General features: G+C 59.4%; 21 protein-coding genes and 1 other RNA gene. 9 read left to right on the plus strand and 13 right to left on the minus strand.

The annotated features are described in order from the left end of the window. Positions 1–286: 286 nt before the first annotated feature. From D8U61_RS17015 to D8U61_RS17060, 10 genes are all read right to left on the minus strand, one after another. Positions 287–2,206, minus strand: a complete 1,920-nt coding sequence (locus D8U61_RS17015; RefSeq protein WP_130927359.1) for a methyl-accepting chemotaxis protein — start codon at positions 2,204–2,206, stop codon at positions 287–289. 147 nt (positions 2,207–2,353) lie between these two features. Continuing rightward, positions 2,354–2,941, minus strand: a complete 588-nt coding sequence (locus D8U61_RS17020; RefSeq protein ID WP_041477898.1) for a GNAT family N-acetyltransferase — start codon at positions 2,939–2,941, stop codon at positions 2,354–2,356. A gap of 498 nt (positions 2,942–3,439) precedes the next feature. Then, positions 3,440–3,828, minus strand: a transfer-messenger RNA (tmRNA) gene (ssrA, locus tag D8U61_RS17025). A gap of 95 nt (positions 3,829–3,923) precedes the next feature. After that, positions 3,924–4,199: a hypothetical protein gene (locus tag D8U61_RS17030; RefSeq protein ID WP_016771781.1), complete on the minus strand. Its 276-nt coding sequence runs from the start codon at positions 4,197–4,199 to the stop codon at positions 3,924–3,926. 206 nt (positions 4,200–4,405) lie between these two features. Continuing rightward, entirely contained in the window at positions 4,406–4,687 is a 282-nt protein-coding gene (locus D8U61_RS17035) for a hypothetical protein (protein ID WP_016771780.1), read from the minus strand. A gap of 111 nt (positions 4,688–4,798) precedes the next feature. Beyond that, positions 4,799–7,609 carry an FAD-binding and (Fe-S)-binding domain-containing protein gene (locus D8U61_RS17040; RefSeq protein ID WP_130927360.1) on the minus strand — a complete coding sequence of 937 codons (2,811 nt, stop codon included), beginning with the start codon at positions 7,607–7,609 and terminating at the stop codon, positions 4,799–4,801. Next, complete coding sequence (locus D8U61_RS17045) at positions 7,606–8,277, minus strand: lactate utilization protein (protein WP_130927361.1); 672 nt, start codon at positions 8,275–8,277, stop codon at positions 7,606–7,608. The genes D8U61_RS17040 and D8U61_RS17045 overlap by 4 nt, the downstream gene beginning before the upstream one ends. Continuing rightward, positions 8,274–9,731: a LutB/LldF family L-lactate oxidation iron-sulfur protein gene (locus tag D8U61_RS17050; protein ID WP_041477924.1), complete on the minus strand. Its 1,458-nt coding sequence runs from the start codon at positions 9,729–9,731 to the stop codon at positions 8,274–8,276. Before D8U61_RS17050 ends, D8U61_RS17045 begins: the two co-directional genes overlap by 4 nt. Next, a complete protein-coding gene (locus tag D8U61_RS17055; protein WP_016771777.1) occupies positions 9,728–10,552 on the minus strand; it encodes a (Fe-S)-binding protein in 825 nt (274 codons plus the stop codon). The genes D8U61_RS17050 and D8U61_RS17055 overlap by 4 nt, the downstream gene beginning before the upstream one ends. Before the next feature lie 160 nt (positions 10,553–10,712). Then, on the minus strand, positions 10,713–12,407 hold the full coding sequence (locus D8U61_RS17060; RefSeq protein WP_130927362.1) for a lactate permease LctP family transporter: 1,695 nt from the start codon (positions 12,405–12,407) through the stop codon (positions 10,713–10,715). Between the two features lie 263 nt (positions 12,408–12,670). Here D8U61_RS17060 and D8U61_RS17065 point away from each other — a divergent pair, with 263 nt between their 5' ends. Beyond that, positions 12,671–13,438, plus strand: a complete 768-nt coding sequence (locus tag D8U61_RS17065) for an FCD domain-containing protein (protein WP_016771775.1) — start codon at positions 12,671–12,673, stop codon at positions 13,436–13,438. 135 nt (positions 13,439–13,573) lie between these two features. Here the strand turns inward: D8U61_RS17065 and smpB are convergent, their stop codons facing one another. Then, positions 13,574–14,056, minus strand: a complete 483-nt coding sequence (gene smpB, locus D8U61_RS17070; RefSeq protein WP_007953781.1) for an SsrA-binding protein SmpB — start codon at positions 14,054–14,056, stop codon at positions 13,574–13,576. Between the two features lie 119 nt (positions 14,057–14,175). On the opposite strand from smpB, the gene D8U61_RS17075 reads away from it, so the two are divergent. From D8U61_RS17075 to D8U61_RS17085, 3 genes are read left to right on the plus strand one after another with little or no spacing between them, the layout of a single operon-like run. Then, complete coding sequence (locus D8U61_RS17075; RefSeq protein ID WP_016771774.1) at positions 14,176–15,579, plus strand: sodium-dependent transporter; 1,404 nt, start codon at positions 14,176–14,178, stop codon at positions 15,577–15,579. A 7-nt stretch (positions 15,580–15,586) separates the two neighbouring features. Continuing rightward, positions 15,587–16,021 carry a type II toxin-antitoxin system RatA family toxin gene (locus D8U61_RS17080; protein ID WP_016771773.1) on the plus strand — a complete coding sequence of 145 codons (435 nt, stop codon included), beginning with the start codon at positions 15,587–15,589 and terminating at the stop codon, positions 16,019–16,021. Next, positions 16,014–16,328, plus strand: a complete 315-nt coding sequence (locus D8U61_RS17085; protein WP_122880538.1) for an RnfH family protein — start codon at positions 16,014–16,016, stop codon at positions 16,326–16,328. Before D8U61_RS17080 ends, D8U61_RS17085 begins: the two co-directional genes overlap by 8 nt. A gap of 61 nt (positions 16,329–16,389) precedes the next feature. On the opposite strand, the gene D8U61_RS17090 is transcribed toward D8U61_RS17085, so the two are convergent. Further along, positions 16,390–16,917 carry an outer membrane protein assembly factor BamE gene (locus D8U61_RS17090; RefSeq protein ID WP_016771771.1) on the minus strand — a complete coding sequence of 176 codons (528 nt, stop codon included), beginning with the start codon at positions 16,915–16,917 and terminating at the stop codon, positions 16,390–16,392. A gap of 97 nt (positions 16,918–17,014) precedes the next feature. Here D8U61_RS17090 and fur point away from each other — a divergent pair, with 97 nt between their 5' ends. Further along, entirely contained in the window at positions 17,015–17,419 is a 405-nt protein-coding gene (fur, locus tag D8U61_RS17095) for a ferric iron uptake transcriptional regulator (protein ID WP_016771770.1), read from the plus strand. A gap of 76 nt (positions 17,420–17,495) precedes the next feature. On the opposite strand, the gene recN is transcribed toward fur, so the two are convergent. Continuing rightward, a complete protein-coding gene (gene recN / locus D8U61_RS17100) occupies positions 17,496–19,169 on the minus strand; it encodes a DNA repair protein RecN (protein WP_130927363.1) in 1,674 nt (557 codons plus the stop codon). Positions 19,170–19,409: 240 nt separating this feature from the next. Between recN and grpE the strand changes: the two genes are divergently transcribed. From grpE to dapB, 4 genes are all read left to right on the plus strand, one after another. Next, positions 19,410–19,976: a nucleotide exchange factor GrpE gene (gene grpE, locus D8U61_RS17105; protein WP_016771768.1), complete on the plus strand. Its 567-nt coding sequence runs from the start codon at positions 19,410–19,412 to the stop codon at positions 19,974–19,976. 102 nt (positions 19,977–20,078) lie between these two features. Continuing rightward, positions 20,079–21,995: a molecular chaperone DnaK gene (gene dnaK, locus D8U61_RS17110; protein WP_024011565.1), complete on the plus strand. Its 1,917-nt coding sequence runs from the start codon at positions 20,079–20,081 to the stop codon at positions 21,993–21,995. Positions 21,996–22,292: 297 nt separating this feature from the next. Beyond that, positions 22,293–23,417 (plus strand): molecular chaperone DnaJ, encoded by a 1,125-nt coding sequence (dnaJ, locus tag D8U61_RS17115; RefSeq protein WP_130927364.1) that lies wholly within the window; start codon positions 22,293–22,295, stop codon positions 23,415–23,417. 9 nt (positions 23,418–23,426) lie between these two features. After that, complete coding sequence (dapB, locus tag D8U61_RS17120) at positions 23,427–24,230, plus strand: 4-hydroxy-tetrahydrodipicolinate reductase (RefSeq protein WP_016771766.1); 804 nt, start codon at positions 23,427–23,429, stop codon at positions 24,228–24,230. Position 24,231 lies beyond the last annotated feature (1 nt).

Genomic DNA, 24,231 nt, shown 5'->3' on the forward strand with positions numbered 1-24,231 from the left:
CAGGCAACATGGATTTGATTGACCCACCGCCATCGCGGGCAAGCCCGCTCCCACAAGGGATCTGCGGTGTGCTCAAATCCTGTGACCCACATAAATCCAAATGTGGGAGCGAGCTTGCTCGCGAATGCGCAGTGTCAGGCAACATGGATTTGATTGACCCACCGCCATCGCGGGCAAGCCCGCTCCCACAGTTATCGAGGTGAACACATCAACAGTGCTCGACCACGAAAACCTGTGGGAGCGGGCTTGCCCGCGATTCGGTTTTAGCCTCAGCGCAAAACGAACGTCATACGCGGAAGTGGCTGACCATCTGCTGCAACTGACCACCCAACCGCGCCAGTTCAACACTCGACGCTGCCGTCTCATCACTCGCCGCTGCGGTCTGTTCGGACACGTCACGGACGTTGATGATGCTGCGGCTGATCTCTTCGGCCACGGCGCTTTGCTGTTCGGCAGCGGCGGCGATCTGCTGGTTCATCGACTGGATGTTCGACACTGTACGGGTGATGTTTTCCAGCGAGGCGCCGGCCTTGCGCGTCAGGGCGACGCTGCTGTCGGTCAGCGCGCGGCTGTTGTTCATCACTGCCGAAACCTGCTGGGTGCCGTTCTGCAGACCGGCGACCAGACCTTCGATTTCCTCAGTGGATTTCTGCGTGCGTTGAGCCAAACCGCGCACTTCGTCAGCAACCACAGCAAATCCACGCCCGGCTTCACCGGCACGCGCTGCCTCGATCGCGGCGTTGAGTGCGAGCAGGTTGGTCTGTTCGGCAACAGCCTTGATCACGTCCATGACGCTACCAATCTTGTCGCTTTCCTGTTGCAGCACGCTCATCGCTTCGGTCGAGCGCACCACTTCGCTGGCCAGACGCTCGATCTGCGCAATCGCTTCATTCACAACCTTGTCGCCTTCACGGGCTTCGCCGTCCGCAGCGGCAGCGGCTTGCGACGCTTCCTCGGCATTGCGCGCAACTTCCTGCACCGTGGCAGTCATTTCGTGCATGGCGGTGGCGACCTGATCGGTCTCGACTTTCTGGCTGTTCACACCGGCGCTGGTCTGCTCGGTCACGGCCGACAACTCTTCAGCGGCGCTGGCGATCTGAGTGACGCCGTCGCGGATGCCACTGATCAAATCACGCAGGGTCACGCCCATGCGCGCAATGCCTTGCTGCAACACGCCGAGTTCATCGCGACGGGTAACGGTGACATTCTGGGTCAGGTCGCCGCTGGCGATGCGCTCGACCACGGCCAGGGTTTCCTGCAACGGACGGGTGATCTGACGGGTGATGATCACTGCTGCAATCACGCCAACCAGCAGCGCCAGCAACGTGCTGATCAACTGGAAGGTGCGCGCCTGGGCGCTTTCAGCATCACGGCGATCGAGCTGAATCTGGTACAGCTGCTCGCTCAGGGCGACGATGGTCGTGCCCTGATCGGTCATTTCCTTCCGCGCCTGCACGGCATCGGTGTTGGCGTTCTTGTACGCCATCAACGCACTGCGATAGCTGGTCAGCGCGGTTTCCAATTGGCGCAGGGCATCCTGCTGAGTCGCGGCAAATTGCGCGTTCAGCGGCTTGAGGCTGGCAATGGCCGCGTCGATCTGGCCGACGGCTTTCTGCTCGGTCTCGGCGTTGCTGGTCGCGGTGTAACCACGCACTTCATAGCGCGCGAGGATGAACGCTTCCTTGGCGGCAGTAACCGCCTGGAACTGCTCGAAACGCTGATCGCTCAACTCCGACTGCTGCACGCGCTGGCTGATCGATTCGATCAGGTTGTAGGCGGTCTGGGCGTTGGCGCTCATGGTGTCGCGCGCGCTGTTGCCGGTGCGATAGGCGTTGCGCATTTTGTTCAGCGAGGTCTGGTATTCAGCGATGGTCGCGGCCTGCTGCTTGAGCAGTTTGACGTTCTCCGGACTCTTGAATTTGCTGATCAACGCCTGCTGCTGAGCGGCGAAACTTTCCAGGGTGGTCTGCACATTCTGCGCGGCGGTTTCGTCGCCGTTGGTCAGCATGTATTGCAGGCGCACCACGCGCAGTTTGGTCAGGCCAGCGTTGAGCTGGGTGATGTCGCTCATCCAGTTGCTGCGGTCGATCAGGCCGCCGAGACTGGTCCAGCCGGTCAGCGCCAGAATGCAGGTCAGGGCCAGCACCAGGCCGAAGCCCAGGCCGAGTTTCATGTTCACGCTGATGTTACCGAACCAGCTATTCATGCAAATCCTCCAGAAACGTTGGGTTTCTTGGTCGTCAGTTAAGCTGGAAGATTGTTGTTCTTTTGAGCCAGCAGGGGTGTTAGCAGGTCTGTATCGGCCGCAAACCCGAGAGCTGAAAGGATTTTTGTCTGACAGATTTCGCGCAACTCAACCCAGGCGCCGCGACCAGCGCTGATCCGGCGCCTCGAACCCCGGATTGACCAGCGCCGTCAGCACATGATCCTGCCAACGCCCGGCAATGTTCAGATACGCCTTCGCGTAGCCCTCGCGCTCAAAACCCAAACGCTCAAGCAACCGCGCACTGCGCTCATTTCCGGGAATGTAATTGGCCATGATCCGATGCAGATTCTGCACATCGAACATATAACCAATCCCCGCCTCCAGCCCCTCCTGCATCAAACCCTGCCCCTGATGCGCCTCATCAATGTGATAACCCAAATAACACGCCTGAAACGCCCCCCGAATAATCCCGCTGAAATTGCACGCACCGATCATCTGCTGACCGTCCGGCGAGAGCAGCGCGAAATGCATGGCTAACCCGGCTTCGAAAGCGCTGGCCTGGATCTCGAGGCGACGGCGGATGTTGGCGGTGGAGAAATAGTCGGTGGTGCGGATGGGTGACCAGCGGGCGAGGTGACGCTGGTTGCGTAGGTAGAAAGCGCTTTCGAGCTCGGCCTGATCGGGGGAGAGGATGGCAAGGGTCAAGCGCGGGCAGGGCAGGGATAACAGCGGCATCGAGCGCTCCTTGGCGAGGGATCTGCTGGCAGAGTCGCGCAATATGGTGGGGAGCGGCAAGATATGGAGAAGCCGAGGCGAAAAAAAGCCCGCTAGGAGCGCGGGCGAACCGTAGTTTCTTGAATGAGCGGGGGGATTTTATCGGTTCGCGGGGTGGAGTGCGGTGAAGAAAAATTCATCGTGCTGGGTGGTGGGCTCGACGTGTTTGTTGACGGGAATATACCAATCACCAGATGCGACGAAGCCCGCATTGGGCGGGCTCTGTCGTTGAGGGGCGATGGGCCTCGAACCGTTGGTTCGGACTCGTAACTGAAGGCCGTCGCCGCCGGGCAATATGTATTCCGAAATTTATCAGTCAGGGGGCTTGGAATACGCCTTGGAATACATTTCAAAATCGATCTGCATGAAACGCTGTGGAGCCCAATAGCCCTGAAACCCCGTATTTACTGGATTTCAGGCACAAAAAAAAGACGCCCTAAGGCGTCTTCTTCATCGAGTTGGTGGAGCCGGGGGGATTTGAACCCCCGTCCGCCAGTACTCCGCTGTCGGTACTACATGCGTAGCCGTGTCTATTAAGTTAACCCTCAGCGACCCGACGGGCAGGGTGCTTTGGGCGAGTTGTGTAAGTTTTAGCCGCTTCGTCCACAACGTACTGCACGGCGATTCTGTTCTATATGACAATCATTTCGGGTTTACAGACATCCCCTGATGATTGCTGGACCCGAAGGTACCAGGAGCATTGTCAGCTGCAATTAAGCAGCGAGAGCAACACCGTATTGGTCGTCATTGGCAACTATAAGTAGTTGCAACAGTGGATTTACGACTTCTGTTACCAAGTCGGCATGCACCTAGAGTTTCGCAACCGGCGTCGAATCCTAAACGGCCCCGAACTCATTGCCCGGTGAATCTGTTCGGGCAACAAGCGTGCACAGTGTACGTCAAAACGCTTGGCAGGCCAACCCGAAGGTTGGCCTGCGCGACATCAGTTACGCGTCGGGTTACGGATCTGCATCTTGCTGATGATGCCGTTGGTAACCTCGATGCATTCCTTGTCGTTGCCGGACGCCTGGGCCGCAGTGGCTTTTTCCTGTGCTTCCTTGATGTTATTCATGGAGCTTTCAGGAAGGGACGGCTGGCTGGTGACGAAGTCTTTGATGCTTTGAAGATTCCCGGCACAAAGGTCTTTGTCGGCCGCGAACACCGGCGAGGCCAGAAGTGCACCAGTGATAAACAATCCAGCAATTGCAGAATGCTTCATGGGTATCTCCTTGAACGATGGGGGCTCGGTGCTGCCGGACGGTCTGGCCGCGATGCCGAGGTCAAGACAAGCGAGGTCAGTATAGGACCTGTCTGGTTGACCGCTTCGCTGCGCAGGAATTCGGTTTTATTTGCAACGAATGTCAAATGGCCAGATCGGTCGACCAAGTGCCGATGCAGCCGACCTGTAAAAGGTCGGCGCATGAATCATTTTTTGGTGTCACCGGTAGCGTTTTGAATGTCCAGCAGGGTTTGCTGGGTTTCAGCGAGGCAGTCGTCAATCTTGCCTTGTGCTTTCAGGGCGCGGGCTTTGCTGACACTGGCCGAGACGCGGGCATTCAGATCCGGTGACGTCTGGTATTGAGTCTTGGCGCTATCGATTCTCTGCAGATTGGCATCGCACAAATCGGCAGGTTTTTCAGCGGCGAACGAAGTGGACGCCATCATCGAGGCAGTGACAAACAGACCTAACATTACAGAGCGGTTCATGTGTATCTCCTTGAACTGAGGGTTCAGACTTCGCTGACCGTTGAACAGGCCCCGAATGGTCCGGGGCATGTGCAGTGGACTACCGCCTCGCTCAAGGGTTCTGATTTTTGTTCAGCAGACTTTGGCCTGTGTCACCCGATCCACCAGATAAACCAGCCCGTGGTAGTCGATGCCACCGTGTTGGGTCAGGCCGATTTCGCAGGTGCGGCTGGTGGAAATTCCCTCGCTGCAGTGCTGCACGGCGTCCTTGAGCGTACGCAGCGAATGGCTGTTCAGCTCCGGTGTGGTGAAGCCTTTGTCGCCGGCAAATCCGCAGCAATGTATGCCTTCAGGAATCACCACGGTGTTGCTGCATTTGCGCGCCAGATCGATCAGCGCCTGGCTTTCGCCCAAGTGTTGAGTGCTGCAGGTCACGTGCACGGCAATCGGCGCTTCCTGGGGTGTGAAGTCCAGACGATCCAGCAAATGCGTACGGATGAAGCGCACCGGATCGTACAGATCCAGTCGTGTTTCGCCGATGTCCTGAACCAGCCGTAACGTACACGGGCTGGTGTCGCAATAGATCGGGTCAAGGCCGCCGCGACTGGCTTGAAGCAGGGCGCTGATCAGCTCCTGACGTTTGTGCTCGGCCTGTTCGGCGTAGCCCTTGGAGGCGAACGGCTGACCGCAGCAGAGGTTGTCCTGATTGTCGGGGAAGACTACCTGGTAACCGGCCTTTTCCAGCAGACCACGGGTTTTGTCGTACAACGACATCTGTTCTTTGTCGCCCGCCGCCGGGCCCATGACCCGCGAGACGCACGCCGCCAGATAAACCACGCGCGGGCGCTCGTCGGCCACGCTCGGGCTGAAGCGAATGGCTTTTTCCGGTTGGGGCATGGCGTTGGTCCACAACGGTACCTGGCCTTTGGACAAGCGCGTCAGCGTTGCCGACAACTTCGCCAGACGCGGTGCGCCGAGCATCATCCGCGCGCCGTTGGCGACGTGCAGGGTGAAGCGTGCGCCTTGCAGGGTTTTGGCGAAATTTCCTTCGATCCAGTCAGCGGTTTTCTGATGCGTGGCGTGTCGGCCACGGAGCTTTTTCACCAGTTCGCCGGTGTTGATGCCTACAGGGCAGCGTTGCGCGCACAGGCCGGTCGCGGCGCAGGTGTCGATGCCTTGGTAGTCGTAGGCTTTTTCCAGTTCGGTGGTGTCGACGCCGGCGCGCTTTTTCGCCTGGATATCGCGCCAGATCACGATGCGCTGGCGCGGGCTCAGGGTCAGGCCTTTCGATGGGCAGACCGGTTCGCAGAAACCGCACTCGATGCACTTATCCACAATCTCGTCCGCCGCCGGCAGCGGTTTCAGGTGCTTGAGGTGGATCTGCGGATCTTCGCTGAGCACCACGTCCGGATTGAGAATGCCGTTGGGGTCGAGCAGGCGTTTGAGCTGCCACATCAGTTGATAGGCGTCGCTGCCCCATTCCAGTTCCACGAACGGCGCCATGTTGCGGCCGGTGCCGTGTTCGGCTTTCAGCGAGCCGCCGAATTCCACCGCGACCAGTTGCGCGACGTCGTCCATGAACGCTTGGTAGCGTGCGATTTCTTCCGGGCTGTTAAAGCCTTGGGTGAAGACGAAGTGCAGATTGCCTTCCAGTGCGTGTCCGAAAAGGATCGCTTCGTCGTAGGCATGTTTGTCGAACAGCTCGATCAGGCGATTGACGCCGATGGCCAGTTGTTCGACCGGGAAGGTCACGTCTTCGATGATCACTGTGGTGCCGGTTTTGCGCACGGCGCCGACGGCGGGGAAGGTGTCTTTGCGGATGGCCCAGAGGCGGGCGTTTTCCACCGGATCTTCGGTGAAGTCGACCTGCTTCTCTACGGGGAAATCGCGCAGGGACGCCATGATTTGCGCCAGCTGTTCCTGCAGCAATGTTGACGAAGCGGCGCGGGATTCGATGAGCAGCGCGCAGGCATTTTCCGACAGCCGCTGTACGAAAGCGGGCATGCCTTTTTTGTCCTGCACCGAGCGCAAACTGCGCCGATCAAGTAACTCCACCGCTGACACCGGTTGGCTTTTCAGCACCGTGACCGCGTTGCAGCAGGTTTCGACATCGGGGAACACGATCAGCGCCGAGGCCTTGTTCGGGTGATCGATGACGGTGTCGTAAGTTACCGCGCTGATGAAGCCGAGCGTGCCTTCGGAGCCGACCAGCAGGTGGCTCAGGATATCCACAGGCTCGTCGAAATCCACCAGGGCGTTGAGCGACAGGCCGGTGGTATTTTTCAGACGGTATTTGTGGCGGATTCTTGCGGCCAGTTCGGTGTTGGCGCGGGTCTCGCGACCTAATGTCGCCAAGCGTTCGAGCAGGTCGCCGTGGCTGGAGCGAAATGCCGCGACGCTGGCTGGGTCTTCGCTGTCGAGGCGCGTGCCGTCGGCCAGCACCAGACGAATCCCGGCCAGGGTGTGATAGGTATTCTGCGCGGTGCCACAGCACATGCCGCTGGCGTTGTTGGCGACGATGCCGCCGATCTTGCAGGCATTGATCGACGCCGGATCCGGGCCGATCTTGCGTCCGAACGGCGCCAGCCAGGCGTTGGCCTGCGCGCCGATCACTCCCGGTTGCAGGCGGATTTGCGTGCCCTGGCCGCGAATCTCGCGGGCGTTCCAGTTATCCCCAAGCACGATTAGCACGGAATCGCTGATCGCCTGCCCGGACAGGCTGGTGCCGGCGGCGCGGAAGGTCACCGGCACCTTGTCGCGCTGGGCCAGTTGCAGCAGCGCCACGACTTCGTCTTCAGACTCGACGCGGATCACCAGTTTCGGAATCAGTCGGTAGAAACTGGCGTCGGTGCCGAAGGCCAGGGTCGACAGCGGATCGTCGAAACGCCGGTCTGCTGGAATCAGTCGCTCGGCATCACGCAGGAAAGCAGCAGGAAGACTCATTGATCCTCCAGAATCAGCACGACTAGATCTTTCGGGCCATGCGCGCCATACGCCAGGACCTGTTCAATATCGGCGGTTTTCGACGGGCCGGACACCAGCAGCGCGTTGGTCGGCATGCCTTGCGCCCATTCGAATTCCTCTTGCACTTGATAGAAGTTGTCGCGGATTTCGCTGGCCTTGAGCAGGGCAAAATGCACTGGCGGCACCAGACTCATCAAGCGCGGTTCTTCACGGGTAGGCCAGATGATCAGGCTGCCGGTCGCGGCGATCGCACCGAGGGTGCCAGTGAGGCTGGCCGGGGTGTCGTTGAAAAGCTCGGCTTTCCACTCTTCCATTGGCCGGTCGTAGGACTTCAGTTCTGGCAGCTCGGGATTGTTCGCCCAGTGCTGTGCGATGCGTTGCCCGTGCGGTGTGGTCGGTGCGATCAGCAGGCTCGGCAATTGGCGGTCGCGCAGCAGTTGCGCCAGTAATAGCGGCCACTCGGCGCCCGAGGTCAGGTGGATTTCGGTGTGCACCGCCTCCATCAGTTTGCGCAGTTGCGGGATGCGTTGCTCGGCGCTGTAGGTGTAGGGCTGGGTGACCAGATCGACATCGAAGTTGTCGGCAATTGGCGTGGTGCCGGTCAGACTTTTCCGCAGTTTGCCGAGGATATTTTGCTTGGCGCTCATCGACGCTCTCCCTGTTTGGCCAGATGCTCGCGGGCCATGTCATGCAACGAACGCGCGGCCGGTTTTGGCGCGCTGTGGTTTTGCGTCCATGGGCCGACATTGCTCGGCGTAAGGGCGCGCAGGCGCGTGGCGAAAAAAGCGAACAAGCGGTACAGCGTCGGCGAGCTGTTGAGTCTGGCCCAGGCGTTCCAGATGAAGCGCTCCTTGCGCGAATACTTGCTGCCCTGGCCACGCATCACCTGATTCGGTGCGTCCGGGGCTTTGACGTTTTCCTCGCGCAGACGGCGCAGGATGGCGGGGATCGGTATCTTCACCGGGCAGACTTCACCGCAGGCGCCGCACAGTGAGGACGCGCTCGGGTGGTCCGGAACCTTGGCCAGGCCGACCATGTGCGGGGTGATGATTTTGCCAATCGGCCCCGGGTAGACCTCGCCATAAGTGTGGCCGCCCACTCGGGTGTACACCGGGCAGTGATTCATGCAGGCGCCGCAACGGATGCAGTTCAGGGTCTGGCGCAATTCACTGTCGGCGAACGCCTGGCTGCGACCGTTGTCGAGCAGGACCAGATGCACTTCCTGCGGGCCATCGAGTTCGTGTTCCTTGCGCGGGCCGGAGATCATGTTGACGTAGGTGGTGATCGGAATGCCCAGCGCCGAGCGCGTCAGCAATGACAGCAGCGGCACCACGTCGCGCAGGTTTTCCACGACTTTTTCGATGCCGGTGACGGCGATGTGCACCGGGGGCACGGTGGTGGTCATCCGCCCGTTGCCTTCGTTTTCCACCAGCAGCAGGGTGCCGGTTTCGGCCACGGCGAAGTTGACGCCGGAGACGCCGATGTCGGCTTCGAAGAATTTCTGCCGCAGGACCCTGCGACCGATCTGAATGAGTTGGTCAACGTCCTTGGTGTATTCCACGCCAAGTTTGTCGTGGAACAAGGACGCGACCTGACCGGCATTCTTGTGGATCGCCGGCATAATGATGTGTGAAGGCTTCTCGTGGTCGAGCTGGACGATGTATTCCCCCATGTCGGACTCCAGACATTCAATGTCCCGAGCCTCGAGGAAATGGTTCATCTCCATCTCTTCGCTGACCATCGATTTGCCCTTGATCACTTGCCGCGCCTCGTGAGCGCGGATGATCGATAAGACGATGCCATTGGCCTCGTCCACCGTTTCCGCCCAGTGCACTGTCACACCGTTGCGGGTCAGGTTCTGTTCCAGTTGCTCGAGCAGGTCGGGCAACTTGGACAGCGCGCGGGCCTTGATCGAATTGCCCAGTGCGCGCAAGTGTTCTCTTTCGTGGGCATCGCTGAAAGCCGCTGCCCGCTTGGTCATCAGTGAATCCATGGCAGTGCGGAAGTTGTTCCGCAGCTGCTGATCACCCAGGGCATTGTGTGCCCGGGTGCGGAAATCTTCTTCTACGGCGACCGTAGGAATAATCGTCGAGGTGCTCATTGCGCACCTCCGGTTCGCTGCCAGAGGAAGCTCGCCAGATGTTGCCCGCGCAACGCTTGCTGCTGTTTCTCCAAAGCGCCGTTGATGTTCATCAAACAGCCGCAGTCGGCACTCAGTACCTTGTGCGCGCCGGACTCCTTCAGCGCGCGGGTCTTGTCAGCCACCATCGCGCCGGAAATGTCTGGCATACGGACGCTGAATGTCCCACCGAAGCCACAGCATTCGCTTTCGTGGTCGTGATTAACCCGCTCCACGTTGCTCAACTGCGCCAACAACTCGCGGCCGTGCAGGTGCGTGTTCATTTCGCGGCGTGCCGAACACGAGGTGTGCAGCGCGACTTTCACCGGTTCGCCGCTGTCCTTGAGCTGCACCTTGCAGACGAACAGCAGAAACTCGGCCAATTCATAGGTGCGCGCTGCGAGCGCCTGCACCTGTTTCAACGTCTCCGGCTCGTCCTTGAACAAGTCGGCGTAATGCTCGCGCAGCATGCCGGCGCAGGAACCCGACGGCACCACCACCGGATAATCGCCGGCAAACAACGCCAGTTGCGAGCGCGCTACCGTCCGCGCCTGCTCGGTGTAGCCTGAGGTGTAGGCCGGTTGGCCGCAGCAGCTCTGCCCTTGCGGATACTCGACCCGAATCCCTTCGCGCTCCAGCAGATGGATCGCGTCCATCCCGGCTTCGGGGTAGAACAGGTCGACCACACACGTGCCGAACAGGTAGACCCGCGACGGTTTCTCGCTGGGGTATTGCCGAGGTTCGGGCAGTGGCGGTGCCACGCGGGTCGCGTTCGGCACAGCGTTGTAAAAAAGCTCGCTCATCAGGCGTGTCTCCGGGTGGGCCCGGTTATCCGTCTGCTGCGGCTGCCGAATATAAAGCGCATTGCTTTCAGCAGCCTTACAGACCCGGTGGTGAATTGCTGACGCCGGATCACGGGCCGGCGTCGGTTATTTCCGTCTTTCTTGTAGGCGTCTTGTAGGTTTAGTGCACCAGCATGCCGGTGAACCAGTAGGCCTGAGCCAGGGTGATCAAACCGACAATCGTTGCAAAGAATAGGCTGTGCTTGAGGGTGAAGCGGAACAGATCCGATTCCTTGCCGACCAGACCGGTCGCGGCGCAGGCCACGGCGATCGATTGCGGCGAGATCATCTTGCCGGTCACGCCGCCACTGGTATTGGCCGCCACCAGCAAGGTGTCATTGACGCCGATCTGGTGGGCGGTGGTCGCTTGCAACGAACTGAACAGCGCGTTCGACGACGTATCTGAACCGGTGAGGAACACGCCCAGCCAACCGAGGAACGGCGAGAAGAACGGGAACGCGGCGCCAGTACCCGCCAGCACCAGGGCCATGGTCGACGACATGCCGGAGTAGTTGGTGACAAAGGCGAACGCCAGCACCATGCCGATCGACAGGATTGGCCAGCGCAGTTCGTAGAAGGTCTCTTTCAAAGTGGTCAGACCAGTTTTGAAATTGATCTTCAGTACCAGCATCGAAATCAGCGCGGAGAAGAAAATCGCCGTTCCGGTGGCGGAAATCGGGTCAAGTTTGAACGCCGCTGGAATGGCAGTCGGATTGGCCACGATCGGCGCAGTCTTGATCACCAGTTGATCAAGGTGCGGAATCGCGAAGTTGAACACCCAGCCGTACATCGAGCCGCCGGCAGCGAACATCGCTTTGAAAGGCTTCAGCGTCCAGATCGTCACCAGCACAGTGAGGATCAGGAACGGCGACCACGCCTTGAAAATTTCCCCGAGGCTGTAGGGCGAAGCCACGGTGGTGCGCTTCTGGCCGAAACCGCCGACGCTGGCGCTGACCACCGAAGCGGACACGGCGCCAACGATGTGCTGGCCGGCGGCGCGACGTGGTTGCCAGACCTTGAGGAACAGGGTCAGGGAAATCAGGCTGGCCAGTGCCGAGGTGATGTCCGGCAGTTCCGGGCCGATGAAGTTGGAAGTGAAGTATTGGGTGATGGCGAAACTCAAACCCGCCACCAGCGCGGCTGGCCAGGTTTCGCGCACACCGCGCAGGCCGTCCATCATGAACACCAGCCAGAACGGCACGAACAGCGACAGCAGTGGCAACTGGCGACCGGTCATGGCGCCGATCTTGAAGGCGTCGATGCCAGTGACCTGGCCCGCCACGATGATCGGAATCCCCAGCGCGCCGAACGCTACCGGCGCAGTGTTGGCAATCAGGCACAAGCCGGCGGCGTACAGCGGGTTGAAGCCCAGTCCTACAAGGAGTGCGGCAGTAATCGCGACCGGCGCGCCGAAACCGGCGGCACCTTCCAGAAATGCGCCGAAGCAGAAACCGATCAGCAACACCTGCAAGCGCTGGTCATCGGTGATTGACAGGACCGAGCTGCGGATGACCTCGAACTGACCGCTTTTCACCGTCAGTTTGTAGAGGAACACCGCTGCGACAATGATCCAGGCAATCGGCCACAGGCCATAAGCGAAACCGTAACCAGCGGCGGCGAAGGCCATGTCCACTGGCATCTGGAAGGCGAAAATCGCCACGGCAATCGAAAGCGCGAGGGTGATGCTGCCGGCCACATGGCCTTTGAGGCGGAACACCGCCAGGGCGAGAAAGAAGAACACGATGGGAATGACGGCCGCGAGAGCGGAGACGCCAAGACTGCCGAGCGGGCTGTAGAGCTGTTGCCAGGTTTGCATAGTGGGGTGGCCCCTAATTGTTGTTGGTCAGGCACTGTGAGCGATCTTGGATAATTGGTAAGACCAATTTACAAGCGCTGTTGGCTAGGGTAAAAGCCTTGGTGGCGGTGTGTCAATTTGCCGCTCTGAAACTTTCGTCGAAGATGCGGTGCAGAGCGCAACTGATCCGCTTTGGCGAAGTGGTGTCTGGCAGGTGTCGGCGGCGCGCGGATAGGCCAGAATAGACACCCCGGCGAGCGGTCGGGATCGTGGAGAAATGAGTTATGGGCTTTGATCAGATACGTCAGCGCCGTTTGTCTGACGATATTGTCGAGCGCCTCGAGGGGATGATCCTTGAGGGCACGCTGAAGTCGGGCGAGCGGCTGCCGGCCGAGCGCACGCTGGCCGAACAATTTGGCGTATCACGCCCGTCATTGCGCGAGGCGATTCAGAAACTGGCGGCCAAAGGCTTGCTGGTCAGTCGCCAGGGCGGCGGCAATTATGTGGTGGAAGGCCTGGGCTCGACGTTCAGCGATCCGCTGCTGCAATTGCTTGAAAGCAATCCCGAAGCGCAACGTGATTTGCTTGAGTTTAGGCACACTCTGGAGGCATCGTGCGCCTACTACGCCGCATTGCGCGCCACCGATGTTGATCGCGAGCGCCTGACCGCTGCGTTCGAAGAGCTGCAGGATTGCTACTCGCGTCACGAAGAAGTCAGCCGGGCGGAAGAGGGCGCGGCGGATGCGAAGTTTCACCTGGCGATTGCCGAAGCCAGCCATAACGCGGTGTTGCTGCATACGATTCGCGGCTTGTTCGATCTGCTCAAGCGCAACGTCGTGACCAACATCGGCGGCATGTACAAACAGCGCACGGAAACCCGCGACATGCTGATCTCGCAGCATCGGGAATTGTATCTGGCGATTATCGAAGGGCGTGCCGAGCAGGCGCGGGAAGTGTCCAGCCGCCATATTCTGTATGTGCAGGAAGTGCTGGAAGAGGTACGTCAGGAGGTGCAGCGCATGGCTCGGGCGGAGCGGCGCAAGGGGATGTAGTCAGTTAGTTCTGCAAACGATCGTTCCCACGCTCTGCGTGGGAATACAGCAACGGACGCTCTGCGTCCGCATTGTGACGCGGAGCATCACGGGATGCATTCCCACGCAGAGCGTGGGAACGATCAGGGTGGAAAACTAATCTTCCTTGCCCTTGTTGCGCACCGCACGCTGCAATTCACGCCCGGCATCGCGCTCGCGCTCGGTGTCGCGCTTGTCGTATTCCTTCTTGCCCTTGCCCAGAGCGATTTCGCACTTGACCATGTGCTTGCTCCAGTACCAGGACAGGCAGACGCAGGCGTAACCCTTTTGCTGCACGGCGGCGGCAAGCTTGTCCAGCTCGCGGCGGTTGAGCAGCAGTTTGCGTGTGCGCACCGGGTCGGCGATGACGTGGGTGCTTGCGGTCATCAACGGCGTGATGTGGCTGCCGAGCAACCATGCTTCGCCGTCCTTGAGCAGCACGTAGCTGTCGACCAGCTGCAGCTTGCTCGCCCGCAGACTTTTTACTTCCCAGCCGGCCAGGACCAGACCAGCCTCGAACTTGTGCTCGATGAAGTAATCGTGTCGCGCCTTTTTGTTCTGCGCGATGGTCCCTGTTGGGTGTTTCTTCTGTTTAGCCATAGGGGCGGCATTATATGGAGTTGTTCGGCTGTCGGCTACGGTGTTGCTGCGTGCTTGAGCAGGTTGAGTGAATCCCGGACAATGCGGCCTCTTTTTCTAACGCTTGGGCGTGATAAACGATGTCGACAGACAAGGTTTCTGTCCACGGCAGTTGGGCTAGCCGCTGGGTATTCATACTCGCCGCGACCGGTTCGGCCGTGGGACTGGGTAGTATCTGGAAGTTCCCCTACATGGTCGGGGTCTACGGCGGCGGTGCCTTTGTGCTGATGTTCCTGGCGTGCATCGCGCTTATCGGTGTCCCGGTCATGCTCGCGGAAACCCTGATCGGCCGGCGCGCCCGGCAAAGTCCGGCGAATGCCCTGAAGGTGTTGGCACTGGAAGCCGGGCACTCGGCGAAATGGTCGTGGGGCGCGTTTGCCGGGATGATCACGGCCCTGCTGATTCTTTCTTTCTACAGTGTGGTCGGCGGCTGGTCGCTGGATTACATCGTCGACATGGGCCGTGGCGATTTCCAGGGCGCGACGGCCGATCAGGTCGGCGCCTATTTCGGCAATGTCATCTCCAATCCATGGCGCCTGACACTTTGGCACACGATTTTCATGCTGCTGTCGGCCTTCGTGATCGCCAAAGGCGTGGTCGCCGGGCTTGAACGCAGCCTGCGAATCATGATGCCGCTGCTGTTCGTGATGATTCTGGTGCTGCTGGGCTACAGCATGACCACCGGGCATTTCATGGAAGGCGTGCATTTCATGTTCGACTTCCACCCGGAAAAAGTCCTCGACGGCCTGCTGCCGGCGATGGGGCACGCGTTCTTCTCGCTGAGCGTCGGCGTCGGCTCCATCATGATCTACGGCGCCTACATGCCGAAGAACACCTCGCTGTCGGGCACGGTGGTCGGTGTTGCGCTGTTGGATACTTTCGTATCGCTGGTGGCCGGTCTGGCATTGTTTCCAATTGTATTTGCTGCTGGTCTGAATCCAAGCGAAGGCCCGGGGCTGATGTTCGTCAGCCTGCCGTTTGCTTTTGGTAACGTTTTTTTCGGCCAGTTGATGGGCGTGGTGTTCTTTGTGCTGGTCGCGGTGGCTGCCTGGAGTTCAGCTATTTCGCTACTCGAACCGATGGTGGCTTACCTGGTTGAACGCACTAAAATCAGCCGCATCTGGGTGACGTTCTGGCTTGCGTTCACCTGCTGGTTCGTTGGTCTGGGCACGGTGTTTTCTTTCAATATCTGGAAGGAAGCCAAGTTTTTCGTGAACGAAGGCGGGGCGTTCAGCCTCTATCAATGGGGTGCGCAGAGCGGTCTCGACTTCTTCGGCGTGATCGATTTCTTCACCTCGCGGATCATGTTGCCCCTTGGTGGCTTGTGTTTCGTGCTGTTCGCGGGATGGGTAATGGGGCGTGAAGCGGTGCGGGATGAATTGTCCATCCGTAACCCGGTTCTATTTGCCCTGTCCCTGTTCTTGATGCGCTACGTGGCGCCTATCGGCATTCTTGTAGTCTTTGCCGCTCAGCTCTGGAAGTAACGCTTACATGACGACACATATCCAACGATCCGCGCTCCTGCCGTACCCGGCGCAGTTTCTCTACGACCTGGTCAACGACGTCGCGCGTTACCCGGAGTTTCTGCCGTGGTGCTCGGAGGCTGAAGTGCTGGAAAGCTCCCCAGAACACATGCGTGCCAGTGTCGGCGTAGCGAAGGGCGGCCTCAGTCAGCATTTCGTCACGCGCAATACGCTGGTGCCGGGGCAGTCGATCGAGATGAATCTCGAAGAAGGCCCGTTCACTCAGTTGCACGGCATCTGGGTATTCAAGGCGCTGAACGAAAAGGCCTGCAAGATCAGTCTGGATCTGTCGTTCGATTATGCCGGGCCGTTGGTGCGCGCTACGTTGGGCCCGCTGTTCAATCAGGCGGCTAACCAGCTGGTGGATGCTTTCTGCCAGCGCGCCAAGCAGATGCATGGTTAAGCCGGTGATCGAGATAGAAGTCGTGTACGCGGCGGTTGATCGCCAGGTTCTGCGTGCGATCAGCGTCGCTGAAGGCGTCAGCGTTCGGGCGGCGGTGCACGAATCGGGCATCGCGGCAGAGTTTCCTGAGTTGAATCTGGCGCAGTGCCCGCTGGGGATTTTTGGCAAGGTCGTGGCTGACGCGGATTCTCGCCCTGTTCAGGCGGGCGACCGGATCGAAATATATCGACCGCTGCTGGCTGATCCCAAAGAAGTTCGACGTTTGCGCGCGGCCAAGGCTGCTGAGGCCAAAGCACGCAATTCTTGAGCAGACCAAACGGCAGGCAATAAAAAACCCGGAATGTCCGGGTTTTTTATTGCCTCGCCTATTACTGCGGCGAGGTGTCCAGCGGCTCTGGTGTCGGAACCGGTACGGTTTCCACACCATCGACGTCCTTCTGGATCTGATCCAGCAAGGAGCCTGGTTTGGCTGGTTTTTCAGCTTCTGGCTTGTCGGCGTTTTCAGCAGGCGCGGTCACGGTAGTACCGCTGTCCTTGCCGAGAATGGCTTCATCACGGCTCACGCCGGGCATGAAGTCACCGGATAGGCTGACGAGCTGGTCGTTGGAGTTGAAGATAACGCTGATTCGTTCCTGCTGGCGTTCACCGCCACCCGGTTGCAGGCTGTACAGATAATCCCAGCGATCGGCATGGAACGTGTCGGCAAGCAGAGGGTTGCCCATGATAAACCGTACTTGCGGCCGGGTCATTCCCGGGCGTAACTGGTCTATCATGTCCTGCGTGACGACATTGCCCTGCTGGATGTCGATTTTGTAAACCCCGGGGAATGAACAACCGGCGAGTGCGAGCAGTCCCACAAAGGTGAAACTGGTTAGCAAGAGCTTGGTGTTTTGCATCGGTGGGCGACTTCCACTATCTTGGCTGGGACAACGTAAACGCCGATCATACCCGCATTAAGAGAAGCTGCGAAGCAGCATCGCGAGAAAGCTGACCATGGTTGAAAATAGCGAACTACGCAAAGCCGGCCTCAAAGTGACCCTGCCACGGGTCAAGATCCTGCAAATGCTCGACTCTACCGAGCAGCGTCACATGAGTGCCGAGGACGTCTACAAGGCGTTGATGGAAGCTGGTGAGGACGTCGGTCTGGCCACGGTTTACCGTGTACTGACTCAGTTCGAAGCGGCCGGCCTCGTGGTCCGCCACAACTTCGACGGCGGCCACGCGGTCTTCGAACTGGCTGACGGTGGCCACCACGACCATATGGTCAACGTGGAATCGGGTGAAGTGATCGAATTCTTCGACGAAGAAATCGAAAAACTTCAGAAATCGATCGTCGAGAAGCATGGCTTCGAAATGGTTGATCACAACCTGGTGCTGTACGTGCGCAAGAAAAAGTAAGCATGTCGCGCGAATTTCACATTCGCGAAACGAACGAAGGCGACCCAAGGGTCGCCTTCGTGCTTTCTACTATTTGTTACGCCTTGGCGGTCACCACCATTTTTTTCGCGTGAGCCAGGGATTCCTTGGTCAGATCGATGCCGCCGAGCATGCGCGCGACTTCTTCGATGCGCTCGTTCTTTGTGAGCTTGGCGACGGCGGTGTGAGTCGCCTTCTCGTCGCGGACCTTGTGCACGAACAGATGCTGATGACCTTGCGCTGCCACTTGCGGCAAGTGCGTCACGGTCAAGACCTGGCCGCGATCACCGAGACGGCGCAGTAACTGGCCGACAATCTCGGCAGTCGGGCCGCCGATACCCACATCCACTTCGTCGAACACCAGCGTCGGCACGCGGGAGGTCTGGGCGGTAATGACCTGAATCGCCAGACTGATCCGCGACAGCTCACCGCCGGAGGCGACTTTTGCCAGCGCTTTGAGCGGTTGGCCCGGGTTGGCGCTGACCAGCAGTTCGACCTGTTCCAGACCATTCGGCAGCAACTCGTCGCTGCTGTTGGCTTTCAGTTCGATGGTGAATCGGCCGCCAGGCATGCCCAGGCGCTGGATTTCCTGCTCCACCGCACTGGCGAGGCTGCCGGCCGCCTGATGACGAAGGTCGCTCAGCTCGCACGCTTTCTCTTGATAGTGGCGGGCGTAGGCCGCCAATTCTTCACCCAGGCGCTCGATGGATTCATCGTTGGCGTTGAGGGTTTCGATTTCATCGAGCAGCTTCTGCTGCATCTCGCCGACTTCGGTCGGTTGAATCCGGTGTTTGCGCGCCAGTGTGTAGATCGCATCGAGACGTTCTTCGAGGTATTGCAGGCGAGCCGGGTCGGCATCGAAGTTGTCGAGGAAGCGGTTGAGCTCGCCGACTGCTTCTTCTACCTGAATCTGTGCACTGGTCAGCAAACTGCTGGCTTCACCCAGCGCACCCACCGAGCTGTTCACACTGGACAGACGATTGAGGCTGGCGGTCAGCGCATTCAGGACATTGCCGGAATCGCTTTCGCTGCACTGCTCGACCACTTGCCGACAAATGCCCAGCAGGGTTTCGGCGTTGGTCAGGTTCTTGTGTTCCTGCTCCAGCTGTTCCAGTTCGTTTTCGCCGAGACCGAGGTTTTCCAGTTCTTCGAGCTGATAGCTGAGCAGTTGATGACGTGCGCGCTGTTCGTCGCCGGAGTTGGAAAGGCGCTCCAGTTCCTGGCGAGTCTGGCGCCAGCGCTGTGCGGCCAGTTGCACCTGACGCGCCAGATCGGTCGCGCCGGCGTATTCGTCGAGCAGGCGGCGATGGGTGTCGGTTTTCAGCAGCGATTGATGTTCGTGTTGGCTGTGGATATCGATCAGCAGCTCGCCGAGGGCTTTGAGGTCGCCAAGCGGGCAGGGCGTGCCGTTGATATAACCGCGCGAACGACCTTCCGAGGTGATGACCCGGCGCAGGATGCACGGCCCGTCGTTTTCCAGATCGCGCTCGGCAAGCCAGGCGCTGGCTTCGGGGATATCAGCAAGATCGAAGGTGGCAAGAATGTCGGCTTTATCAGCGCCCGGGCGAACCACGCCGCTGTCGGCGCGATCACCCAGGGTGAGGCCCAGGGCATCGAGCATGATCGACTTGCCGGCGCCGGTTTCCCCTGTGATCACGCTCATCCCGCGATCAAGTTCGAGATCGAGATGTTCAACGATGGCGTAGTTATGTACGGACAGGTGCACCAGCATAAAGGCAGCTCCCAGGCTTGAGGTCTGGTTATTTATACAGTGTTTTGTTCAGGCCTGACAATGCCCGCCCTTAGCTCGATTTGCTTGATCGAAAAGTTTTCTTAGCGCATTCAAGAATGAGTATTCAGCACTTTTTTGTAGGGACAATGGTTTTCAGCCCTTGAAGCCTGATTTTGCGGCCCCATATATCGGGGCAGAAGCGCGAGTCAGGCTCGCGGACGAAATTGAAAGGAGAATTCTATGGCTGACGAACAGACAGTAGATACGCAAAACCCAGAAGCCAATCAGGCGCCCGAAGGTTCGGGTGACGACCTGGCGACCCGTGTGCAAGTGCTCGAAGAGCAATTGGCCGCCGCGCAGGATCAGTCTCTGCGTGTTGCTGCCGATCTGCAGAACGTTCGCCGCCGTGCCGAGCAGGACGTCGAGAAGGCGCACAAGTTTGCCCTTGAGAAATTTGCCAGCGACCTGTTGCCGATCGTCGACAGCCTGGAGCGCGGCCTTGAGCTGTCGAGCCCGGACGACGAAAGCATCCGCCCGATGCGCGAAGGTATCGAGCTGACCCTGAAAATGTTCCACGACACCCTCAAGCGCTACCAGCTTGAAGCGATCGATCCGCATGGCGAACCGTTCAACGCCGTTCACCATCAGGCGATGGCCATGCAGGAAAGTGCCGACGTCGAGCCGAACAGCGTGTTGAAGGTTTTCCAGAAGGGCTACCAGCTCAATGGTCGCCTGTTGCGCCCGGCGATGGTCGTGGTCAGCAAGGCGCCGGCACCGGTTTCGCCTTCGATTGACGAGCAGGCTTGAAATTAGCCGCAAGGCCCCCATTTAGAAGTCAAGCGTTTAAGTGCTACCGCAGTCAGCCACCACTGCTGCGGCAACAAAATCCAAAGTTTCGGGAGAGTGAACATGGGCAAAATTATCGGTATCGACCTGGGGACTACCAACTCCTGCGTCTCCGTGCTGGAAAACGGCAAAGCCAAAGTTATTGAAAACGCTGAAGGCGCGCGTACCACGCCGTCGATCATCGCTTACGCCAACGATGGCGAAATTCTGGTAGGTCAGTCGGCCAAGCGTCAGGCTGTAACCAACCCGCACAACACCCTGTACGCGGTAAAGCGTCTGATCGGTCGTCGTTTCGACGAAGAAGTTGTGCAGAAAGACATCCAGATGGTCCCTTACAAGATCGTCAAGGCTGACAACAACGACGCCTGGGTAGAAGTGAACGGCCAGAAAATGGCACCGCCACAAATCTCGGCTGAAATTCTGAAGAAGATGAAGAAGACCGCCGAAGACTACCTCGGCGAGGCAGTGACCGAAGCGGTGATCACCGTTCCGGCCTACTTCAACGACAGCCAGCGTCAGGCCACCAAAGACGCCGGCCGCATCGCTGGTCTGGACGTAAAACGTATCATCAACGAGCCAACCGCAGCTGCTCTGGCTTACGGTATGGACAAGGCCAAGGGCGATCACACCGTGATCGTTTATGACCTGGGTGGCGGTACCTTCGACGTATCCGTTATCGAAATCGCTGAAGTTGACGGCGAGCACCAGTTCGAAGTGTTGGCCACCAACGGTGACACCTTCCTCGGCGGTGAAGACTTCGACATTCGTCTGATCGACTACCTCGTTGACGAATTCAAGAAAGAAAGCGGCATGAACCTCAAAGGTGACCCGCTGGCGATGCAGCGCCTGAAAGAAGCCGCTGAGAAAGCCAAGATCGAGCTGTCGTCCGCTCAGTCGACCGACGTCAACCTGCCGTACATCACTGCAGACGCGACCGGTCCTAAGCACCTGAACGTGAAGATCTCGCGTGCCAAGCTCGAAGCACTGGTTGAAGACCTGGTTCAGCGCACCATCGAACCTTGCCGCATTGCCATGAAAGACGCCGGTATCGACGTCAGCGCGATCAACGACGTGATTCTGGTCGGTGGTCAGACTCGTATGCCGCTGGTACAGAAGCTGGTTACCGATTTCTTCGGTAAAGAAGCACGTAAAGACGTCAACCCGGACGAAGCTGTTGCCATGGGTGCTGCGATTCAGGGCGCTGTTCTGGCCGGTGACGTGAAAGACGTGCTGCTGCTCGACGTCAGCCCGCTGACCCTGGGTATCGAAACCATGGGTGGCGTGATGACCGCGCTGATCGAGAAAAACACCACGATTCCTACCAAGAAATCGCAAGTGTTCTCGACTGCCGACGACAACCAGGGTGCTGTGACCATTCACGTTCTGCAAGGTGAGCGCAAGCAAGCCGCACAGAACAAATCGCTGGGCAAGTTCGACCTGGCCGACATTCCACCAGCTCCACGTGGCGTGCCGCAGATCGAAGTGACCTTCGACATCGACGCCAACGGCATCCTGCACGTCGGCGCGAAAGACAAGGCTACCGGCAAGACCCAGTCGATCGTGATCAAGGCCAACTCCGGTCTGTCCGACGAAGAAATCGAGCGCATGGTGCGTGACGCCGAGGCGAATGCCGAGGAAGACCGCAAGTTCGAAGAGCTGGCCGCTGCCCGTAACCAGGGTGATGCGCTGGTGCACTCGACTCGCAAGATGGTCGCTGACGCGGGCGACAAGGTCACCGCCGAAGAGAAGACTGCAATCGAAGCTGCTGTGGTTGCGCTGGAAGCCGCCGTAAAAGGCGACGACAAGGCTGCCATCGAAGCCAAGGTTGAAGAGCTGTCGAAAGTCTCCGCTCCGGTTGCTCAGAAGATGTACGCCGAACAGGCTCAGCCAGCTGATGGCGCAGCCCCGCAAGGCGAATCGGCTGAGAAGGCTGACGACGTTGTCGACGCCGAGTTCGAAGAAGTCAAAGACCACAAGTAAGTTGTTGGTCGCCCGGTTGACTGCCTTGCGGCGGTGACTGGTAGGATGTCGCCGCGCGGGAGCTTGCCTCCCGCGTTGGCGTATCTGGAATACGTGAATTTTTACAGCATGCGACACCGTTCGGATGTTGGTGGTATGGCCGGGAATGCTCCTGCTTTTCGCGCCGCAGATACCGCATCAATCAAGACCAGGATCGTTGAATTGACGTGAGTTGGGTCCGGGCCTTAATGGGGGCTCAACGAGTTTGGCGAGGCTCAGGAGGGGTTTGCCGAACGTCCTTAAGAGTGCAAAGAACTTATGGCAAAGCGTGACTATTACGAAGTATTGGGTGTCGAGCGGGGCACGAGCGAAGCGGACCTGAAGAAGGCCTATCGCCGTCTGGCCATGAAGCACCACCCCGACCGTAATCCCGGCGACAAAGCTTCGGAAGAAGCATTCAAAGAGGCCAACGAGGCCTATGAAGTGTTGTCCGACGCCAGCAAGCGCGCGGCATACGATCAATACGGTCATGCCGGCGTCGATCCGAGCATGGGCGGCGGCGGTGCCGGCTTCGGTGGCCAGAACTTCTCGGACATCTTCGGCGATGTCTTCAGTGATTTCTTCGGTGGCGGTCGCGGCGGTGCCCGTGGCGGCGCTCAGCGTGGCAGCGATCTGCGCTACACCCTGGAGCTGAATCTGGAAGAAGCGGTGCGCGGTACGTCGGTGAATATCCGCGTTCCGACACTGGTCAACTGTAAGCCGTGCGATGGTTCCGGCGCCAAGAAAGGCTCGTCGCCGACGACGTGCCCGACCTGCGGCGGCATCGGTCAGGTGCGCATGCAGCAGGGCTTCTTCTCGGTGCAGCAGACCTGCCCGCGCTGCCATGGCCAGGGCAAGATCATTTCCGATCCGTGCGACGCCTGCCACGGCGACGGTCGTGTCGAAGAGTACAAAACCCTGTCGGTCAAAGTGCCTGCCGGTGTTGATACGGGCGACCGCATTCGTCTGTCCGGCGAAGGCGAGGCGGGTACCCAGGGCGGGCCGACTGGCGACCTGTACGTTGTGATCAACGTGCGCGAACACGACATCTTCCAGCGTGACGGCAAGCATCTGTTCTGCGAAGTGCCGATCAGCTTCGTCGACGCTGCACTGGGCGGTGAGTTGGAGATTCCAACCCTCGACGGTCGGGTCAAACTGAAAATTCCTGAAGGCACGCAGACCGGCAAGCAGTTCCGCGTACGCGGCAAAGGCGTTGCGCCAGTGCGTGGCGGCGGTGCCGGCGACCTGATGTGCCGTGTCGCTGTGGAAACGCCGGTCAACCTCAACCGTCGTCAGCGTGAACTGCTGGAAGAATTCCGCAGCTCCCTGGCCGACGACAACAGCCACTCGCCGAAAACCACCGGTTGGTTCGACGGTGTGAAGCGTTTCTTCGGCGATTTGTAAGGAGTCGGCATGCGACGTATTGCAGTGATGGGCGCCGCCGGGCGCATGGGCAAGACCCTGATTGAAGCGGTGCAGCAGACGCCGGGCGCCGGTCTGACGGCGGCGGTCGATCGTCCCGACAGCACGCTGGTTGGCGCGGATGCCGGTGAGCTGGCAGCGCTGGGCCGTATCGGCGTACCGCTGTCAGGTGATCTGGATCGTGTGGTTGAAGAGTTCGATGTGTTGATCGACTTCACTCACCCGACCGTGACTCTGAAGAACCTCGCGTTCTGCCGCAAACACGGCAAAGCGATGATCATCGGCACCACCGGTTTCAGTGTTGAAGAGAAGCAATTGCTGGCCGAGGCGGGCAAGGACATTCCGATCGTCTTCGCCGCCAACTTCAGCGTCGGCGTCAACCTCTGCCTGAAGTTGCTCGACACCGCTGCGCGCGTGCTGGGCGACGATGTCGATATCGAGATCATGGAAGCCCATCACCGCCACAAGGTCGATGCTCCGTCAGGTACGGCTGTGCGCATGGGTGAAGTGATTGCCGATGCCCTGGGGCGTGATCTGAAGAAGGTCGCGGTCTACGGTCGTGAAGGCCAGACCGGTGCGCGTGAGCGTGAAACCATTGGTTTCGCCACCGTGCGTGCTGGCGATATCGTTGGTGATCACACCGTGCTGTTCGCTGCCGATGGCGAGCGCGTCGAGATCACCCACAAGGCATCGAGCCGCATGACCTTCGCCAAGGGCGCGGTGCGTGCGGCGCTGTGGCTGGACGGTCGCGAGCCGGGCCTGTACGACATGCAAGACGTGCTCGACCTGCGTTGAG

It is taken from the genome of Pseudomonas sp. Sample_14, assembly GCF_004307515.1.
Classification (GTDB): domain Bacteria; phylum Pseudomonadota; class Gammaproteobacteria; order Pseudomonadales; family Pseudomonadaceae; genus Aquipseudomonas; species Aquipseudomonas atacamensis.

Coding starts and splice junctions, on each gene's coding strand:
- D8U61_RS17015 (WP_130927359.1), bottom strand. CDS start 2,206: ATGAATAGCTGGTTCGGTAACATCAGCGTGAACATGAAACTCGGCCTG.
- grpE (WP_016771768.1), top strand. CDS start 19,410: ATGGCTGACGAACAGACAGTAGATACGCAAAACCCAGAAGCCAATCAG.
- D8U61_RS17075 (WP_016771774.1), top strand. CDS start 14,176: ATGTCGACAGACAAGGTTTCTGTCCACGGCAGTTGGGCTAGCCGCTGG.
- dapB (WP_016771766.1), top strand. CDS start 23,427: ATGCGACGTATTGCAGTGATGGGCGCCGCCGGGCGCATGGGCAAGACC.
- D8U61_RS17080 (WP_016771773.1), top strand. CDS start 15,587: ATGACGACACATATCCAACGATCCGCGCTCCTGCCGTACCCGGCGCAG.
- dnaK (WP_024011565.1), top strand. CDS start 20,079: ATGGGCAAAATTATCGGTATCGACCTGGGGACTACCAACTCCTGCGTC.
- D8U61_RS17065 (WP_016771775.1), top strand. CDS start 12,671: ATGGGCTTTGATCAGATACGTCAGCGCCGTTTGTCTGACGATATTGTC.
- fur (WP_016771770.1), top strand. CDS start 17,015: ATGGTTGAAAATAGCGAACTACGCAAAGCCGGCCTCAAAGTGACCCTG.
- D8U61_RS17085 (WP_122880538.1), top strand. CDS start 16,014: ATGGTTAAGCCGGTGATCGAGATAGAAGTCGTGTACGCGGCGGTTGAT.
- D8U61_RS17030 (WP_016771781.1), bottom strand. CDS start 4,199: ATGAAGCATTCTGCAATTGCTGGATTGTTTATCACTGGTGCACTTCTG.
- D8U61_RS17090 (WP_016771771.1), bottom strand. CDS start 16,917: ATGCAAAACACCAAGCTCTTGCTAACCAGTTTCACCTTTGTGGGACTG.
- D8U61_RS17060 (WP_130927362.1), bottom strand. CDS start 12,407: ATGCAAACCTGGCAACAGCTCTACAGCCCGCTCGGCAGTCTTGGCGTC.
- D8U61_RS17045 (WP_130927361.1), bottom strand. CDS start 8,277: ATGAGCGCCAAGCAAAATATCCTCGGCAAACTGCGGAAAAGTCTGACC.
- smpB (WP_007953781.1), bottom strand. CDS start 14,056: ATGGCTAAACAGAAGAAACACCCAACAGGGACCATCGCGCAGAACAAA.
- D8U61_RS17035 (WP_016771780.1), bottom strand. CDS start 4,687: ATGAACCGCTCTGTAATGTTAGGTCTGTTTGTCACTGCCTCGATGATG.
- D8U61_RS17055 (WP_016771777.1), bottom strand. CDS start 10,552: ATGAGCGAGCTTTTTTACAACGCTGTGCCGAACGCGACCCGCGTGGCA.
- D8U61_RS17040 (WP_130927360.1), bottom strand. CDS start 7,609: ATGAGTCTTCCTGCTGCTTTCCTGCGTGATGCCGAGCGACTGATTCCA.
- dnaJ (WP_130927364.1), top strand. CDS start 22,293: ATGGCAAAGCGTGACTATTACGAAGTATTGGGTGTCGAGCGGGGCACG.
- D8U61_RS17020 (WP_041477898.1), bottom strand. CDS start 2,941: ATGCCGCTGTTATCCCTGCCCTGCCCGCGCTTGACCCTTGCCATCCTC.
- recN (WP_130927363.1), bottom strand. CDS start 19,169: ATGCTGGTGCACCTGTCCGTACATAACTACGCCATCGTTGAACATCTC.
- D8U61_RS17050 (WP_041477924.1), bottom strand. CDS start 9,731: ATGAGCACCTCGACGATTATTCCTACGGTCGCCGTAGAAGAAGATTTC.